Annotated in this window: 13 protein-coding genes and 1 riboswitch; of the genes, 8 read left to right on the top strand and 5 right to left on the bottom strand. The window is 55.9% G+C overall.

What is annotated here, in order from left to right; genetic code table 11:
• Positions 1–38 precede the first annotated feature (38 nt).
• Positions 39–917: an aromatic amino acid DMT transporter YddG gene (gene yddG / locus K7B04_RS17390; RefSeq protein ID WP_163445572.1), complete on the top strand. Its 879-nt coding sequence runs from the start codon at positions 39–41 to the stop codon at positions 915–917.
• Between the two features lie 5 nt (positions 918–922).
• Here yddG and K7B04_RS17385 read toward each other — a convergent pair whose 3' ends face one another.
• From K7B04_RS17385 to K7B04_RS17375, 3 genes are all read right to left on the bottom strand, one after another.
• Positions 923–1,618, bottom strand: coding sequence for an RES family NAD+ phosphorylase (locus K7B04_RS17385; RefSeq protein ID WP_223802611.1), 696 nt, complete (start codon positions 1,616–1,618; stop codon positions 923–925).
• Positions 1,615–2,016, bottom strand: a complete 402-nt coding sequence (locus K7B04_RS17380; protein ID WP_064545512.1) for an antitoxin Xre-like helix-turn-helix domain-containing protein — start codon at positions 2,014–2,016, stop codon at positions 1,615–1,617. Before K7B04_RS17380 ends, K7B04_RS17385 begins: the two co-directional genes overlap by 4 nt.
• Positions 2,017–2,139: 123 nt before the next feature.
• Entirely contained in the window at positions 2,140–3,630 is a 1,491-nt protein-coding gene (locus tag K7B04_RS17375) for an MFS transporter (protein WP_223802610.1), read from the bottom strand.
• Between the two features lie 124 nt (positions 3,631–3,754).
• Here K7B04_RS17375 and K7B04_RS17370 point away from each other — a divergent pair, with 124 nt between their 5' ends.
• The 7 genes from K7B04_RS17370 to K7B04_RS17340 all read left to right on the top strand — a co-directional run bounded on the left by K7B04_RS17370 (position 3,755) and on the right by K7B04_RS17340 (position 14,041).
• Positions 3,755–4,336 carry a TetR family transcriptional regulator gene (locus K7B04_RS17370; protein WP_163445568.1) on the top strand — a complete coding sequence of 194 codons (582 nt, stop codon included), beginning with the start codon at positions 3,755–3,757 and terminating at the stop codon, positions 4,334–4,336.
• 175 nt (positions 4,337–4,511) lie between these two features.
• Positions 4,512–5,900, top strand: a complete 1,389-nt coding sequence (locus K7B04_RS17365) for a NarK family nitrate/nitrite MFS transporter (RefSeq protein WP_163445623.1) — start codon at positions 4,512–4,514, stop codon at positions 5,898–5,900.
• A gap of 59 nt (positions 5,901–5,959) precedes the next feature.
• On the top strand, positions 5,960–9,700 hold the full coding sequence (locus K7B04_RS17360; protein WP_223802609.1) for a nitrate reductase subunit alpha: 3,741 nt from the start codon (positions 5,960–5,962) through the stop codon (positions 9,698–9,700).
• Entirely contained in the window at positions 9,697–11,223 is a 1,527-nt protein-coding gene (gene narH, locus K7B04_RS17355) for a nitrate reductase subunit beta (RefSeq protein WP_223802608.1), read from the top strand. The genes K7B04_RS17360 and narH overlap by 4 nt, the downstream gene beginning before the upstream one ends.
• Positions 11,223–11,918: a nitrate reductase molybdenum cofactor assembly chaperone gene (narW, locus tag K7B04_RS17350; protein ID WP_065357005.1), complete on the top strand. Its 696-nt coding sequence runs from the start codon at positions 11,223–11,225 to the stop codon at positions 11,916–11,918. Before narH ends, narW begins: the two co-directional genes overlap by 1 nt.
• Entirely contained in the window at positions 11,915–12,595 is a 681-nt protein-coding gene (gene narI, locus K7B04_RS17345; protein WP_064545526.1) for a respiratory nitrate reductase subunit gamma, read from the top strand. Before narW ends, narI begins: the two co-directional genes overlap by 4 nt.
• Before the next feature lie 194 nt (positions 12,596–12,789).
• Positions 12,790–12,973: riboswitch (M-box (ykoK) riboswitch) on the top strand.
• A gap of 54 nt (positions 12,974–13,027) precedes the next feature.
• Positions 13,028–14,041 carry a magnesium transporter gene (locus tag K7B04_RS17340; RefSeq protein ID WP_223802607.1) on the top strand — a complete coding sequence of 338 codons (1,014 nt, stop codon included), beginning with the start codon at positions 13,028–13,030 and terminating at the stop codon, positions 14,039–14,041.
• A gap of 34 nt (positions 14,042–14,075) precedes the next feature.
• Here K7B04_RS17340 and K7B04_RS17335 read toward each other — a convergent pair whose 3' ends face one another.
• Both K7B04_RS17335 and K7B04_RS17330 read right to left on the bottom strand, forming a co-directional pair.
• A complete protein-coding gene (locus K7B04_RS17335) occupies positions 14,076–14,597 on the bottom strand; it encodes a shikimate kinase (protein WP_223802606.1) in 522 nt (173 codons plus the stop codon).
• A gap of 42 nt (positions 14,598–14,639) precedes the next feature.
• Positions 14,640–15,431 carry an MBL fold metallo-hydrolase gene (locus tag K7B04_RS17330; protein WP_223802605.1) on the bottom strand — a complete coding sequence of 264 codons (792 nt, stop codon included), beginning with the start codon at positions 15,429–15,431 and terminating at the stop codon, positions 14,640–14,642.
• Positions 15,432–15,445: the final 14 nt, after the last annotated feature.

The following is a 15,445-nucleotide window of genomic DNA, read 5'->3' as shown; positions in this document are numbered from 1 at the left end:
TAAACGCAGACTTCGTTTGTAAAATCATCGGGTCAGAGATGGATAAAAAAAGAGCGACGCTCATCGGCCTCACCGCCATTGTATTATGGAGCACTATGGTGGGGTTAATTCGCGGCGTCAGCGAAGGGCTTGGCCCGGTGGGCGGTGCGGCGATGATCTATTCCCTTAGCGGCCTGCTACTCATTTTCACCGTCGGTTTCCCGCAGTTACGCCAGTTCCCACCGCGTTATTTGCTTGCCGGCAGCGTGCTGTTTGTCTGTTATGAAATCTGTCTGGCGCTCTCACTTGGCTACGCCGGCACGCGTCAACAGGCAATTGAAGTTGGCATGGTCAATTATCTCTGGCCAAGCCTGACGATTCTGTTTGCTATTCTGTTCAACGGTCAAAAAAGCAGCTGGTTGGTCATCCCGGGATTATTGCTCTCCCTGTTCGGCGTCACCTGGGTATTAGGCGGCGAACAAGGGCTGGATATCAATGAAATAACCCGCAACGTCATCTCAAGTCCACTCAGCTATATTCTGGCCTTCGTCGGCGCGTTTATCTGGGCAGCCTACTGCACCGTCACCGCCAAATATGCCAAAGGCAAAAATGGTATTACCCTGTTTGTTTTGCTGACGGCCTTAAGCCTGTGGGTGAAATTCTTGCTAAGCGATCAACCGCCGATGATCTTCAGCTGGCCGGTGATCGTTAAGCTTGTGATGTGCGCGCTGGCGTTAGGATTAGCCTATGCCGCTTGGAACGTAGGGATACTGCACGGTAACGTCAGCCTGCTGGCCGTCGCCTCTTACTTTACGCCAGTGCTCTCTTCTGCGCTGGCGGCGGTGTTGCTCAGCGCCGCGCTCTCCTGGTCGTTCTGGCAAGGCGCGGCGATGGTCTGCGTGGGCTCACTGCTCTGCTGGCAGGCCACCCGGCGATAACCGGGCTAGTCTCCGTAGAGCTTAATACTCAGGATATTGGTAATTGAACGGCCATTCCAGTGGTACTCCAGGTGCTCTGCCTGCGTCACCTTCGTGACCAGACAGGGCCGATACAGCACATAGCAGGTGTGCCCAATATGGCGCACCGAACAATAATGAATACCATCCCTGCCCTGCATCTTTTGGCCCTGCGCAAAGACTTTCGACTGGCTATAATCCGTCGCGTGATAAAGCGGCGATGAGATAAACGGCTCGTGGGTGATATCCGCTAAGGTCGCATTAAATTCGGTAAACAGCACCCGCATTTGTACTTTTTGCGCCGGCTCGTTGGTATAACCAAAGATACGTTCCTGATGGTAGACCGTTTCTTTAATCGCGGTGTCGAGCTGAGGCGCGCAGTAATAGCCGCCAAAATCGCCGGTGCTAAACCGCGCCCCTTCCGGATTAATATGGGTGAAGGCCGCCATCACGTAACTGCTGCCGTTAAGCCCAACCAGCCAGTCCGCTTTCGGCACCCGCATCAGCTCACCGGCCTGCTCCAGCAAGCGTTCATTGGTAAGCGCTTCAACGGCCCACACCGCTTCAAGCTCATCGCTGCTGGCGACATCCTCGAACAAATCAATGGTGGGATAGCGGCTGGGAATGATCCGGTACGCCGCTGCCCCTGTTACATCAATGAGTGGTGGCGTTTCAGTGCTCAAGCCATGCCCCCTCGCCAGGACTGAAGACGGGTCGCGACCTCGTAGAGATCGGCAACACGTCCACCGTTCATCACATCCATCGCTGAACGGCCCGCAAAGAAAGGATGGGAATTTGGTTTGCGCACCCAGCCATAGATGCTGTCATCAGCGGTGAACAGCAAACGCAGGCATTTATGGATATTCAGGATGTAGCTCATCCGTTCCTGAATATCCAGACTTAAACGAATGCCACCCTTCGACTCTTTGTATTTGTTCAATGTTGAACGTGAACTAATACCCAGAAGCCGAAGCTGTTCATCTGTGTTGCACTGCCATTTTTCCAGGATGCGGAACACAACCGGCAGTGCCTTGCTGGTATCAACGTTACCGTTTACATGGCTTTCTTGTACTGTAGCCATATGTCCTCCCATGCTTCATTTCGCGACACGCCAAAAAACTGGCCTGTACATTTAATAACAATTGTAGCCTAACTGTTCAATAATGTACATTGTCGGATAAAAAGCCACAAGGGTCTACCCGGATTAAACCGGGTCCGGAATCTTAGCCAGGCTACGCCAGATCCCGCCAGCCAGCAGCAGAAGCAGTACGCCTGCGGTCGCCAGCACGATGCTATGCGAATTGATAAACGCTATTTTTGCCGCCTCCATCAGGCTTTGCGCCGGAATGGCGGGCATCGACTGCGCCAGCTTGATCGCTTCGCTGATTGAGGAAGCTGCCTGCTCCGCGGCCATACCGTCGATCCCCGCGGGCAGCACGATCGACGAGGTATAGCTGCGGGTCAGGATCAGACCAAACAGCGCAATGCCCAGCCCCGCTCCCAGCTCGTAGGCCATCGTTTCGATGGCGCCTGCCGCTGACGCTTTCTCTTTAGGCGCCGCCGCCATAATCGCCGCACTGGAGGCGAGCAGCGCGCTGGCAACGCTAAAGCCCAGCAGGGTCATCATCCCCCATGCCAGCCACGGGTGGGCGCTGAAATCGGTCATAGACAGGCCAAGGAAGCTCAGCGCGCTTAACAGCATTCCGCCGGTCGCCACCTCACGCAGCCCAAGTTTCGACACCAGTATGCCGGCAATTGGCCCGCTAAAGCCGCTCGCCACCATCAGCGGCAGCATAAAGAGCCCGGCTTCAAATGGCGTTTTACTGTGTACAAACTGCAGCTCCTGCGCCATCAGCAGCTCAAAGCCCACCAGGGTAATCAGCGCCGTCATTGCCATCATCACCCCGCTTAAAATAACGCGATGGGTAAAGAGACGCATGTCCACCATTGGACGCGCAGACGAGAGCTGTTTACGCACAAACCAGTACAGCATACCGGCACCGGCGATCGCCACCATCGACACCAGCCACAGCGCAAGCTGCCCTTTCAGCGCCGACTTGGCACTAAACACCAGCATCAGAATGGCGGCAATCAACACCAGCGCCTGGAGCAGATTCAGCGGCTGTTCCCGTCGCGCGGGCTGACGCGGAACCACTCTGGCATTAATGGCAATAACCACCAGCACAATCGGCACGTTGATCAGGAATACCGAGCCCCAATAAAAGTGTTCAAGCAGCATCCCGCCCACCAGTGGGCCAAACGCCGCGCCACCAGAGCCCACGGCCGCCCACAGCCCTAGCGCCATATTACGGTGACGAGCCTGCGCAAAGGTGGTGCGGATCCCTGCAAGCGTCGCGGGGACAATCATCGCCGCGCCAATGGCCAGCAGCGCGCGGGAGGCAATCAGCGTCAGCGCGGTTGGCGAAAACGCCGCCGCCAGCGATGCCAGACCAAAGATCCCGCTACCCAGCAGCAGCAGGCGTTTAAAACCAATCTTATCGCCGAGCGCGCCCATCGGCAGCACCATCCCGGCCATCACCAGTGAATAGATATCAATGATCCATAGCAGCTCATTGCCGCTGGTACCCAGCGCGACGCTCAGCGTCGGCGCGGCCACGTGCAGCACGGTGGCATCAATCGCCACCGGGATATAGACCATCAAAATAGCCATGAGCGTTAACCATTGGCGTGACATTTTTTTGTTCCTCAAATCATTATTTATTGTTGGACATGCGTCCAGGAACGAGATCCTGCCGGATTGTTGAACGCATGTCCAATTTTTTGTTATTCTGTTCGAAACCCTACGTAAACGAAGAAAAATGAATTATTTAACCCGAGAAGAACGGCGGGAAGAGATCCTCAAAACCGCCATGAAGGTCGCGCTGAGCGGCGGCTTTAGCGCCATGACCGTTCGCCATATCGCCAGCGTCGCCGGGGTCTCCAGCGGCCAGGTGCACCACCACTTCACCTCGATTGGCGAACTAAAATCCCTCGCCTTTGTCCGGCTGATTCGTGAAATGCTCGATATGCCGCTGGTGGCCGATGATGCCAGCTGGCACGACCGCCTGTTTTCGATGCTCGGCAGCGACGATGGCCGCCTAGAACCCTATGTGCGTCTGTGCCGGGAAGCGCAACTGCTGGCGGACAGCGACAGTGATATTAAAGGCGCCTATCTACTGACGATGGATATGTGGCATAAGGAAACCGTTTCACTGATTGTGCAGGGCACAGAAGCAAATGAATTCAGACCAATAGATAGCGCGGAAAATATTGCCTGGCGATTAATTGCTCTGGTGTGTGGACTGGATGGAATTTATGCGCTAGGGATGACGGAAATAAGCGACGAGATCTTTGCTCGTTATATACAGCATTATATTACACTAGAACTCCACCCCGCATAATTTACATTTAGTAACAATTAACAACGTTTTATTCACAGCGCGTTTTCTTACAACGCGCTTTTTTTATCTATTCTTCAACGATAAAGAGATAAAACGGCCAGACGATAATAATCCTCTTCCTACCTACTTCGCTGTTTTTCCTTTGTTTCTTTTTTATGACGTGTCTATCGAGGGTATTATGCCAAGCAATGAGAAAGATAATCATTACCTTTTAAAAGAATGGAAACCGGAAAATCCTGCCTTCTGGGAAAATAAAGGTAAATCAATCGCAAGGCGAAATCTGTGGATTTCCGTTGCCTGCTTATTACTCGCGTTCTGCGTCTGGATGTTATTTAGCGCAGTGGCGGTCAATCTCAATAAAGTCGGTTTTAATTTTACAACTGACCAACTCTTTTTATTAACCGCACTGCCTTCTCTCTCTGGTGCTATTTTGCGCGTGCCCTACTCCTTTATGGTACCTATATTTGGAGGGCGCTATTGGACGGTATTAAGCACGGTTATCCTTGTTATTCCGTGTATTTGGTTAGGTATCGCCATTCAGGACACCGCTACTCCGTTCTGGGTATTTATCATCATCGCTCTGCTGTGCGGTTTTGCAGGCGCTAACTTTGCCTCGAGCATGGGTAACATCAGTTTCTTCTTCCCCAAAGCCAAACAGGGCAGCGCGCTGGGGGTCAACGGAGGTCTTGGCAACCTTGGCGTTAGCGTGATGCAGATGGTTGCCCCGGCGGTCATTTTTCTGCCCATGTTTGCGTTTATCGGCATTCACGGCGTCACGCAGGAAGACGGTTCGACGCTGGCGCTCAGCAACGCCGCGTTAATCTGGGTGCCGCTCCTCGTGATTGCCACGCTCGCCGCCTGGTTTGGTATGAACGATATTGCCAGTTCCAAAGCCTCGGTGCGCGAACAGCTGCCGGTACTCAAACGTCCACATATGTGGCTGCTGAGCCTGCTTTATCTCGCCACCTTCGGCTCGTTTATCGGTTTCTCGGCAGGGTTTGCCATGCTGGCAAAAACCCAGTTCCCCGACGTTAACATCCTCAAACTCGCCTTCTTCGGGCCGTTTATCGGCGCGCTGGCGCGTTCGTTTGGCGGGGTGATCTCCGACCGACTTGGCGGCGTCAAGGTCACGCTGGTGAACTTCATTCTGATGGCGCTGTTCTCCGGCCTGCTGTTCCTGACCTTACCGGGCAGCGGTTCCGGCAGCTTCCTTGCCTTCTACGTGGTGTTTATGGGGCTGTTCCTCACCGCCGGTCTGGGCAGCGGTTCAACTTTCCAGATGATCGCCGTCATCTTCCGTCAAATCACCATCGACAGCGTGAAAAAGCGGGGCGGCACCGACGAGCAGGCCCAACATGAAGCGGTGACCGACACCGCCGCCGCCCTGGGGTTTATCTCCGCCATTGGCGCGATCGGCGGCTTTTTCATTCCGAAAGCGTTCGGCACCTCGCTCGCCATGACCGGTTCGCCGGTTGGCGCCATGAAAGTGTTCTTTGTCTTTTACGTCGTCTGCGTACTGGTGACCTGGTTGGTCTATGGCCGCCGCAAACCGACGTCCAAATAAACATAAAAATGTGAGCAGTGTAACCACGGGGGCGCAATCCCCCGTCAGGAGAAAATGTCATGAGCAAACTACTGGATCGCTTTCGCTACTTTAAGCAGAAAGGCGAGACCTTTGCCAATGGTCACGGACAGGTCTATGACAATAACCGTGATTGGGAGGATAGCTACCGTCAGCGCTGGCAGTTCGACAAAATCGTCCGCTCGACGCACGGTGTGAACTGTACAGGCTCATGCAGTTGGAAGATTTATGTCAAAAATGGCCTGGTGACCTGGGAAACCCAGCAAACCGACTACCCGCGAACCCGCCCCGACATGCCCAACCATGAGCCCCGAGGCTGCCCCCGCGGCGCAAGCTACTCCTGGTATCTCTACAGCGCTAACCGCTTGAAATATCCGCTGGCGCGCAAGAAGTTGATTGAACTGTGGCGCGAGGCGCTGGCGCAGCAAACCGATCCGGTGCTGGCCTGGGACAGCATCATGCAAAGCCCGGAGAAAACCCGTCGCTACAAAGAGGCGCGCGGAAAAGGCGGATTTGTCCGTTCGTCGTGGAAAGAGCTGAACCAGCTGATCGCTGCCGCTAACGTCTGGACTATCAAAAACTACGGCCCCGACCGCGTGGCGGGCTTCTCGCCCATTCCGGCGATGTCGATGGTCTCTTATGCCGCGGGGACGCGCTACCTGTCGCTGATCGGCGGAACCTGCCTGAGCTTCTACGACTGGTACTGCGACCTGCCGCCGGCCTCGCCGATGACCTGGGGCGAGCAGACCGACGTGCCGGAGTCTGCCGACTGGTACAACTCCAGCTATATCATCGCCTGGGGCTCTAACGTCCCACAAACTCGCACCCCGGACGCCCACTTCTTCACCGAAGTACGCTACAAGGGAACCAAAACCATCGCCATTACCCCTGACTTCTCGGAAGTGGCCAAACTCAGCGATCAGTGGCTGGCGCCGAAACAGGGTACCGACAGCGCGCTGGCGATGGCGATGGGGCACGTGATCCTCAAAGCATTCCACCTGGATAATCCGAGCGATTATTTTATCAACTACTGCCGCCGCTATACCGACATGCCGATGCTGGTGATGCTCGATAGCCGGGAAGATGGTTCATACGTCGCGGGCCGAATGCTGCGCGCCGCCGACCTGGTCGATGGCCTTGGCGAGAGCAATAACCCGGAGTGGAAAACCGTTGCCTACAACAGCGATGGCGAACTGGTGGTACCAAACGGGTCCATCGGCTTCCGCTGGGGTGAAAAAGGGAAATGGAACCTCGAATCACAGGCATCCGGTAAAGAGACCGAGCTGACGCTTTCTCTGCTCGATAATCGCGACACGGTGGCGGGCGTGGCCTTCCCCTACTTTGGCGGCAACGAAAACCCGCACTTCCGCAGCGTGAAACAGGATCCCATCCTGGTGCGCAAACTGCCAGCAAAAGAGCTCACCCTCGCCGACGGCAGCCGTCGCCTGGTGGTCAGTGTTTATGACCTGACGCTGGCCAACTACGGGCTCGATCGCGGCCTGGACGACAATCTGGCGGCCAAAAGCTTTGACGAACTGAAAGCCTATACCCCTGCCTGGGCCGAACAGATCACCGGCGTGTCGCGGCAGAACATCGAAAAAATCGCCCTCGAATTCGCCGATACGGCGCATAAAACCCATGGCCGTTCGATGATTATTCTCGGTGCCGGGGTGAACCACTGGTACCACATGGACATGAACTACCGCGGCATGATCAACATGCTGGTGTTCTGTGGCTGTATTGGCAAAAGCGGCGGCGGCTGGGCGCACTACGTCGGCCAGGAGAAACTGCGGCCGCAAACCGGCTGGCTGCCGCTGGCCTTCGCGCTGGACTGGAACCGTCCACCGCGCCAGATGAACAGCACCTCTTATTTCTACAATCACGCCAGCCAGTGGCGCTACGAGAAGCTGACCGCGAAGGAGCTGCTCTCACCGCTGGCCGACCCGACGAAATATAGCGGTCACCTGATCGACTTTAACGTGCGCGCCGAGCGCATGGGCTGGCTGCCCTCCGCCCCGCAGCTCAATCTCAATCCGCTGTCACTGAAAGCGAAAGCCGACGCGGCCGGGATGACGCCGCAGGACTATACCATACAAGGGCTGAAGTCCGGAGAGATCCGCATGGCCTGCGAGCAGCCGGACAGCGGGAAGAACCACCCGCGCAATATGTTTATCTGGCGCTCAAACCTGCTGGGCTCCTCCGGTAAAGGTCATGAATATATGCTGAAGTACCTACTGGGGGCAGATAGCGGTATTCAGAGTGAGGAATTTGGCTCCGCAGAAGACGTGAAACCGGAAGAAGTGGAATGGCAGACCGCCGCGATTGAAGGCAAACTCGATCTGCTGGTGACCCTCGATTTCCGCATGTCCAGCACCTGTTTGTTCTCCGATATCGTCCTGCCAACCGCCACCTGGTACGAAAAAGACGATATGAACACCTCGGATATGCACCCGTTTATCCACCCGCTCTCTGCCGCCGTGGATCCGGCGTGGGAATCGAAAAGCGACTGGGAAATCTACAAAGGCATCGCCAAATCGTTCTCCGAAATCTGCCAGGGACATCTGGGTACGGAAACCGACGTAGTACTGCAACCCCTACAGCACGACTCCCCCGCCGAACTGGCGCAGCCGTTCGCGATTCAGGACTGGCGCAAAGGCGAATGCGATCTCATTCCGGGTAAGACCGCGCCAAATATTGTCGCCGTGGAGCGCGATTATCCGGCCACCTACGAACGCTTTACCTCGCTCGGCCCGTTGATGGACAAGCTAGGTAACGGCGGCAAAGGCATCGGCTGGAAAACGCAAACCGAGGTCGACTTCCTCGGCAAGCTTAACTACGTCAAGCAGCAGGGGCCGGCGAAAGGCCGCCCCTGTATCGAGACGGCAATTGACGCTTCAGAAGTGATCCTCGCCCTCGCCCCGGAAACCAACGGGCAGGTTGCGGTGAAGGCCTGGCTGGCGCTGAGTGAATTTACCGGCCGCGACCACACCCACCTGGCAACCAACAAAGAGGACGAAAAAATCCGCTTCCGCGATATTCAGGCGCAACCGCGCAAGATTATCTCCAGCCCCACCTGGTCTGGTCTGGAAGACGAGCATGTCTCTTACAATGCGGGCTATACCAACGTTCACGAACTGATCCCGTGGCGCACCGTCTCCGGGCGTCAGTCGCTGTATCAGGATCACCCGTGGATGCGCGACTTCGGTGAAAGTCTCGTGGCCTATCGACCGCCGATTGACACCCGCAGCGTGAGCCAGATGAACGCTATTCCGCCGAATGGGTTCCCGGAAAAAGCACTCAACTTCCTGACGCCACACCAGAAATGGGGCATCCACTCCACCTACAGCGAAAACCTGCTGATGCTGACGCTGTCGCGCGGCGGGCCAATCGTCTGGCTGAGTGAAACCGACGCCAAAGAGCTGGGCATTGCCGATAACGACTGGATTGAGGCGTTTAACGCCAACGGCGCGCTCACCGCCCGTGCGGTGGTCAGCCAGCGCGTGCCGCCGGGCATGACCATGATGTACCACGCCCAGGAGCGCCTGATGAATATTCCCGGCTCGGAAGTGACCGGGCGGCGCGGCGGGATCCACAACTCGGTAACCCGTATTTGCCCGAAACCCACCCATATGATCGGCGGCTATGCACAACTGGCCTGGGGCTTTAACTACTACGGAACGGTCGGTTCGAACCGTGATGAGTTCATTATGATTCGCAAAATGAAAAACATTAATTGGCTGGATGATGAAGGCAATGATCAGGTACAGGAGGCGGCAAAATGAAGATTCGCTCACAGGTTGGGATGGTGTTAAACCTCGATAAATGCATTGGCTGCCACACCTGCTCAGTGACCTGTAAGAACGTCTGGAGCAGCCGCGAAGGCATGGAGTATGCGTGGTTCAACAACGTCGAAACCAAGCCTGGCATCGGTTTCCCGAAAGACTGGGAAAACCAGGAAAAATGGCAAGGCGGCTGGGTACGCGGCATCAGCGGTAAACTGACGCCGCGCATGGGCGGACGCGTCGGCGTGCTGGCAAAAATCTTCGCTAACCCGCTGATCCCGGGCATCGACGACTACTATGAGCCGTTCACCTACGATTATCAGCATCTGCATAACGCGCCGGAAGGCAAAAACCTGCCGACCGCCCGCCCACGATCGCTGATCAGCGGCCAGCGGATGAACAAGATTGAATGGGGGCCGAACTGGGAGGAACTGCTCGGCGGCGAATTCGAAAAACGCGCCCACGACCACAACTTCCAGGAAATGCAAAAGGAGATGTACGGCCAGTTCGAAAATACCTTCATGATGTACCTGCCGCGCCTGTGCGAACACTGCCTCAACCCAAGCTGTGTCGCCACCTGCCCGAGCGGCGCTATCTACAAGCGTGAAGAAGACGGCATTGTCCTGATTGACCAGGACAAGTGCCGCGGCTGGCGCATGTGCGTCAGCGGTTGCCCGTACAAAAAAATCTACTTCAACTGGAAAAGCGGTAAATCAGAAAAATGCATCTTCTGTTATCCGCGTATTGAGTCCGGCCAGCCGACCGTGTGCTCGGAAACCTGCGTCGGCCGTATCCGCTACCTCGGTGTGCTGTTGTACGACGCAGACCGCATTGAAGAAGCGGCCAGCACCGAGAAAGAGACCGATCTTTACGAGCGCCAGTGCGACGTGTTCCTCGACCCGAATGATCCGGCCGTCATTGAGGAAGCCCTGAAACAGGGGATCACTCAGAACACGATTGATGCCGCCCAGCGTTCGCCGGTCTACAAAATGGCGATGGACTGGAAGCTGGCGCTGCCGCTGCATCCGGAGTATCGCACGCTGCCGATGGTCTGGTACGTCCCGCCGTTGTCACCGATTCAGTCGGTCGCCGACGCGGGCGGCCTGCCGAAAACCGATAGCATCCTGCCCGCGGTGGAAAGCCTGCGCATTCCGGTGCAGTACCTGGCGAATATGCTCAGCGCCGGCGATACCGGCCCGGTACTGCGCGCCCTGAAACGTATGATGGCGATGCGCCACTATAAGCGTTCGCAGACCGTAGAAGGCGTGACCGACACCCGCGCCATTGAGGAAGTGGGCCTCAGCGTGGAACAGGTCGAAGAGATGTATCGCTACCTGGCGATCGCCAACTACGAAGATCGCTTCGTGATCCCCACCAGCCACCGTGAAATGGCGGAAGACGCCTTCCCGGAACGCAACGGCTGCGGCTTCACCTTCGGCGACGGCTGCCACGGGTCAGACACCAAGTTCAACCTGTTTAACAGCCACCGTATCGACGCCATTAACATCGGGGAGAAAGACTAATGCGGATCCTGAAAATCATCGGGCTGCTGCTGGAGTACCCCGATGAACTCAGTTGGGACAACAAGGACGAGCTTTTTGCCCTGATTGACAGCGATGCCCCGGCGCTGCGCCCGTTCCTGGAGCAGCATCTGGCGGTCTCGCTGCTCGATAAGCAGGCCGAGTGGTGTGAGATTTTTGAGCGCGGGCGTGCGACCTCGCTGCTGCTGTTCGAGCATGTTCATGCCGAATCGCGTGACCGCGGCCAGGCGATGGTTGAGCTGATGGCGCAGTATGAACAGGTGGGTCTACAGCTCAACTGCCGCGAGCTGCCTGACTATCTGCCGCTCTATCTGGAGTACCTCAGCATTCTGCCGCAGGCTCAGGCACAGGAAGGCCTGCAAAACGTGGCGCCGATTCTGGCGCTGATTGGCGGTCGGCTGAAACAGCGTCAGGCGCCGTGGTATCAGCTGTTCGATACCCTGCTGACGCTGGCCAATACCTCACTATCAAGTGACAGTGTCACAAAACAGGTGGCGGGCGAAGCGCGAGACGATACCCGCCAGGCGCTGGATGCGGTCTGGGAAGAGGAACAGGTGAAGTTTATCGAAGATAACGCCACCGCCTGCGACAGTTCTCCGCTGCAGAGCTATCAACGACGCTTTAGCCAGGACGTGGCGCCACAGTATGTGGACGTCCGTATGGGAGGCCCGAAATGATACAGTACCTTAACGTCTTTTTTTACGACATCTACCCTTATCTCTGCGGCACGGTGTTCCTGCTGGGCAGTTGGCTGCGCTACGATTATGGCCAGTACACCTGGCGCGCCTCCTCCAGCCAGATGCTCGACAAACGCGGAATGGTGATTTGGTCAAACCTGTTCCATGTCGGCATCCTCGGCATCTTCTTCGGCCACTTCTTCGGCATGCTGACCCCGCACTGGGTGTATGAATCCTGGCTGCCGCTGTCGCAAAAACAGCTGATGGCGATGATTCTCGGCGGTGCCTGTGGGGTGATGACGTTGGTCGGCGGCGCTGGCTTGCTGATTCGCCGTCTGTTTAACCCACGTATTCGCGCCACCTCGTCGACCGCGGATATTCTGATCCTCAGCATTCTGCTGATCCAGTGCTGCCTCGGCCTGACCACCATTCCGTTCTCCGCGCAGCATCCGGACGGCAGCGAAATGCTGAAACTAGTCGACTGGGCGCAGGCGGTGGTCACCTTCCACGGCGGCGCCTCCGCGCACCTGGACGGCGTAGCCTGGGTCTACCGCGTGCATCTGGTACTCGGCATGACCATCTTCCTGCTGTTCCCGTTCACCCGCCTGGTGCACGTCTGGAGCGCGCCGGTGGAATATCTGACCCGTCGTTATCAGGTGGTGCGTTCACGCCGATAGCCTTTTCGAACCCTGTAACCCGGCCGAGCATCGCGACGCCGGGTTTTTTATGCCACAAATAAAATATTAAACCTATTCTCAACCACTTTATCTTTCACCGCCACAATGCGTAATAACGCGCTATATTACGCTCGTTGAATTTATCGTAGTGTCTGACAGCACGCGGGAAATATAAATTCACCCAGCATCGTAATTAATAATCTTGTTATGGCGAGGCTCCTGAATAAACATAAGTTATCGCCCTGGTGGTATCGAGAGAGACCATCACAGGGAAATACAGGCATCCATCGAATCAAGGTGTTGCCAAGATAACTTCTGACGGCTCAAGGCCGTACAGATACGTTGTTCAGTGCTAAAACCGGGACGTAGGGATTTTTCTCAGCTTTTCCTGTTTTGTTCGCCCTATATAGAATTTCTATAGGGAACATTTTAATGTCTTACATTCATGCCACTGCGCCGCACTACCCAACCGTCCCTGTAACGGGCGATATTATTGCAAGCTATATGTCGAAAACGTTTATTTCGCTGCCGGAACCACTGAGCGTAAAAGAAGCGCGCGAGATGTTCCTGCGACAATTAAATGACGACCATTTCCCCTGCTCCGTATTCGTGGTTTCCGGCGACAACCTGCGCGGAATATTATCGACACGCACGCTGCTCCAGGCGTCCGATGATAATCAGCCGGTCGCGCAGTTGATGACCACCACCCTATACCACGTCGGCCCGGACGATACCCGCGATGTGGCAGCGGAACTGATCGAAAAGCACCGTCTGACCCTGCTGCCGGTGATTAAAAACGGCAAGCTTATAGGCTGCCTGAATGAAAAAGAGATCGACCAGCTGCTAGCGGATGAAATCACCGAAGACGCGCAGCTTCAGGGGGCGACGCTGCCGCTGGAAAAACCGTATCTGGAGATAAGCCCGGTTACGCTGTGGAAAAAACGCGCCGTCTGGCTGCTGCTGCTGTTTATCGCTGAGGCTTACACCAGCACCGTTATCCAACACTTTGAAGAGGCGCTGGAATCCGCCATCGCACTGGCGTTCTTTATCCCACTGCTGATTGGCACCGGAGGCAACAGCGGCACACAGATAACGTCCACCCTGGTGCGCGCGATGGCGCTTGGCGAAGTGGGCCTTCGGGATCTGGGACGGATCCTGCGTAAAGAGATGTCGACGGCAATGCTGGTCGCCATCACCCTCGGCGCGGCAGGCTGCCTGCGGGCGTGGATAATGGGAATTGGCCCGGAAATTACCTTTATCGTCAGCCTGACGCTGGTGTGCGTCACCCTCTGGAGCGCCGTGGTTTCCTCTGTGATCCCGCTGGTCATCAAACGCGTCGGCATTGACCCGGCGGTGGTCTCCGCGCCGTTTATCGCGACGCTGATTGACGGCACCGGGCTGATTATCTACTTCAAAATCGCCCAGCACTTCTTAGGCTTAAACTAAGCGAACGCCCGGCCGAGGCATAGCCAACGCCGGGCTACAGGGCGGCGATGATTTTGTTAACGATGATTTCCGGCGAGTCCATCGCAAAAACCTGAATATCGCCCAGCGCCATGTAGTCGGCAAATCGCTGGCGAAATTTCACCGCTTCTTTTTCCCGAAACAACCCAAACCCGCGTTTGAGCTGACGTTCAACGACGCTGTAACACGCGACATCGACATCCTTTGACGGCATAAGCAAAATAGAACGCCCGGACTCCCGCACGCGCTGACGGTTGCGTTGAACGATATCCGGGCGAATATCGGTAGCGAGAAAACCGGAAGACAGCGCAAAAACCACATTATGATGGCGCAGCTCAACCGATAGCGCTTCAAACAGCGCGGAGTTTTGTTCAAGATAAGCTTCATAGCCGTCAGTCTTGAGGTAATCACGAATGTTTGCCAGACGTTCGCAAAATTGCGTATCAAGATCGACAAACGCGTAGCCCAGCTGTTCGGCCAGTCTTTCCCCGACGGTGCTTTTCCCCACCCCGCCAGGGCCAATCATAAAAAGATGCACGCTCCCCTCCATCACTCGACCAGAACAATGTCGCGAACACAGCTATTCAAACACAAACGTATCTCCGGTCGCCGGGGAGATAACCTCCGGTAACCACAGTTTTCCCCACGCGCCAGTGCAGTGGCAACCCATGATTTTATCGGGCTTTAACTGCTGGAGAAACTGCCTGCTCTGCCAAAGCGTACGCGGAGAGGCGCAGCGCAAATGAAAGCCGCCAATCAGCGCATGAACGCGGTTTATCCCGGTAATTTTCTGACAGTGCTGGACAATGTTAATGATTCCACGATGTCCGCAGCCGGTAATAATCACCAGCCCGCGTTCCGACAAGTAGATCAGTACCCCTTCATCAATCACATAATCCGTTTTACCCGCGGCCACGCCATAGGCTCGGGGGTGATCGACAGCAATCTCACCGGACCAGATAAAACGTTCGCTAATCGGCAACGGTGTGCAGGTGTACTCCATGTGATGACGGGTGTAATCAATATCCAGCGAGAGTTTTTTGATTTTATGGCTGCGCCCCGCAACGTTCACCGCGGCAAAGCGCTCCTGCCCAATTGTCGGGTGGCAGATGATGCGACTATTGTCCGGCAGCCAGGGAACGCCGCCGCAATGATCGTAATGACCATGCGAAAGCACCGTCGCCGTGAGGTTATCAAGAGAAACGCCCATCAGAGCAGCATTGTGAAGGAAACTGTCATCCGGGCCAGTGTCGAATAAAACAGAGGTGGTTTCATCCTGCAACAACAGGCTTAATCCGGCTCGGTTCCGTAACCGACTGTCGGCATCGCTGGCGAGATGATTTTCCAGTAAAACACAAAGCGTTAATGCCATGATCATTCATCCCT

This window comes from Kluyvera sp. CRP (assembly GCF_019930565.1).
GTDB classification, from domain to species: domain Bacteria; phylum Pseudomonadota; class Gammaproteobacteria; order Enterobacterales; family Enterobacteriaceae; genus Kluyvera; species Kluyvera georgiana_A.
Note: the sequence above shows the minus strand (reverse complement) of the source record. Positions and strands in the feature narration are given on the sequence as shown.

What these genes read in the sequence shown, in the direction of transcription:
- K7B04_RS17360 (WP_223802609.1), top strand. Translation starts at nt 5,960, where the DNA reads ATGAGCAAACTACTGGATCGCTTTCGCTACTTTAAGCAGAAAGGCGAG.
- narW (WP_065357005.1), top strand. Translation starts at nt 11,223, where the DNA reads ATGCGGATCCTGAAAATCATCGGGCTGCTGCTGGAGTACCCCGATGAA.
- narI (WP_064545526.1), top strand. Translation starts at nt 11,915, where the DNA reads ATGATACAGTACCTTAACGTCTTTTTTTACGACATCTACCCTTATCTC.
- K7B04_RS17375 (WP_223802610.1), bottom strand. Translation starts at nt 3,630, where the DNA reads ATGTCACGCCAATGGTTAACGCTCATGGCTATTTTGATGGTCTATATC.
- K7B04_RS17330 (WP_223802605.1), bottom strand. Translation starts at nt 15,431, where the DNA reads ATGGCATTAACGCTTTGTGTTTTACTGGAAAATCATCTCGCCAGCGAT.
- K7B04_RS17370 (WP_163445568.1), top strand. Translation starts at nt 3,755, where the DNA reads ATGAATTATTTAACCCGAGAAGAACGGCGGGAAGAGATCCTCAAAACC.
- K7B04_RS17340 (WP_223802607.1), top strand. Translation starts at nt 13,028, where the DNA reads ATGTCTTACATTCATGCCACTGCGCCGCACTACCCAACCGTCCCTGTA.
- K7B04_RS17380 (WP_064545512.1), bottom strand. Translation starts at nt 2,016, where the DNA reads ATGGCTACAGTACAAGAAAGCCATGTAAACGGTAACGTTGATACCAGC.
- yddG (WP_163445572.1), top strand. Translation starts at nt 39, where the DNA reads ATGGATAAAAAAAGAGCGACGCTCATCGGCCTCACCGCCATTGTATTA.
- narH (WP_223802608.1), top strand. Translation starts at nt 9,697, where the DNA reads ATGAAGATTCGCTCACAGGTTGGGATGGTGTTAAACCTCGATAAATGC.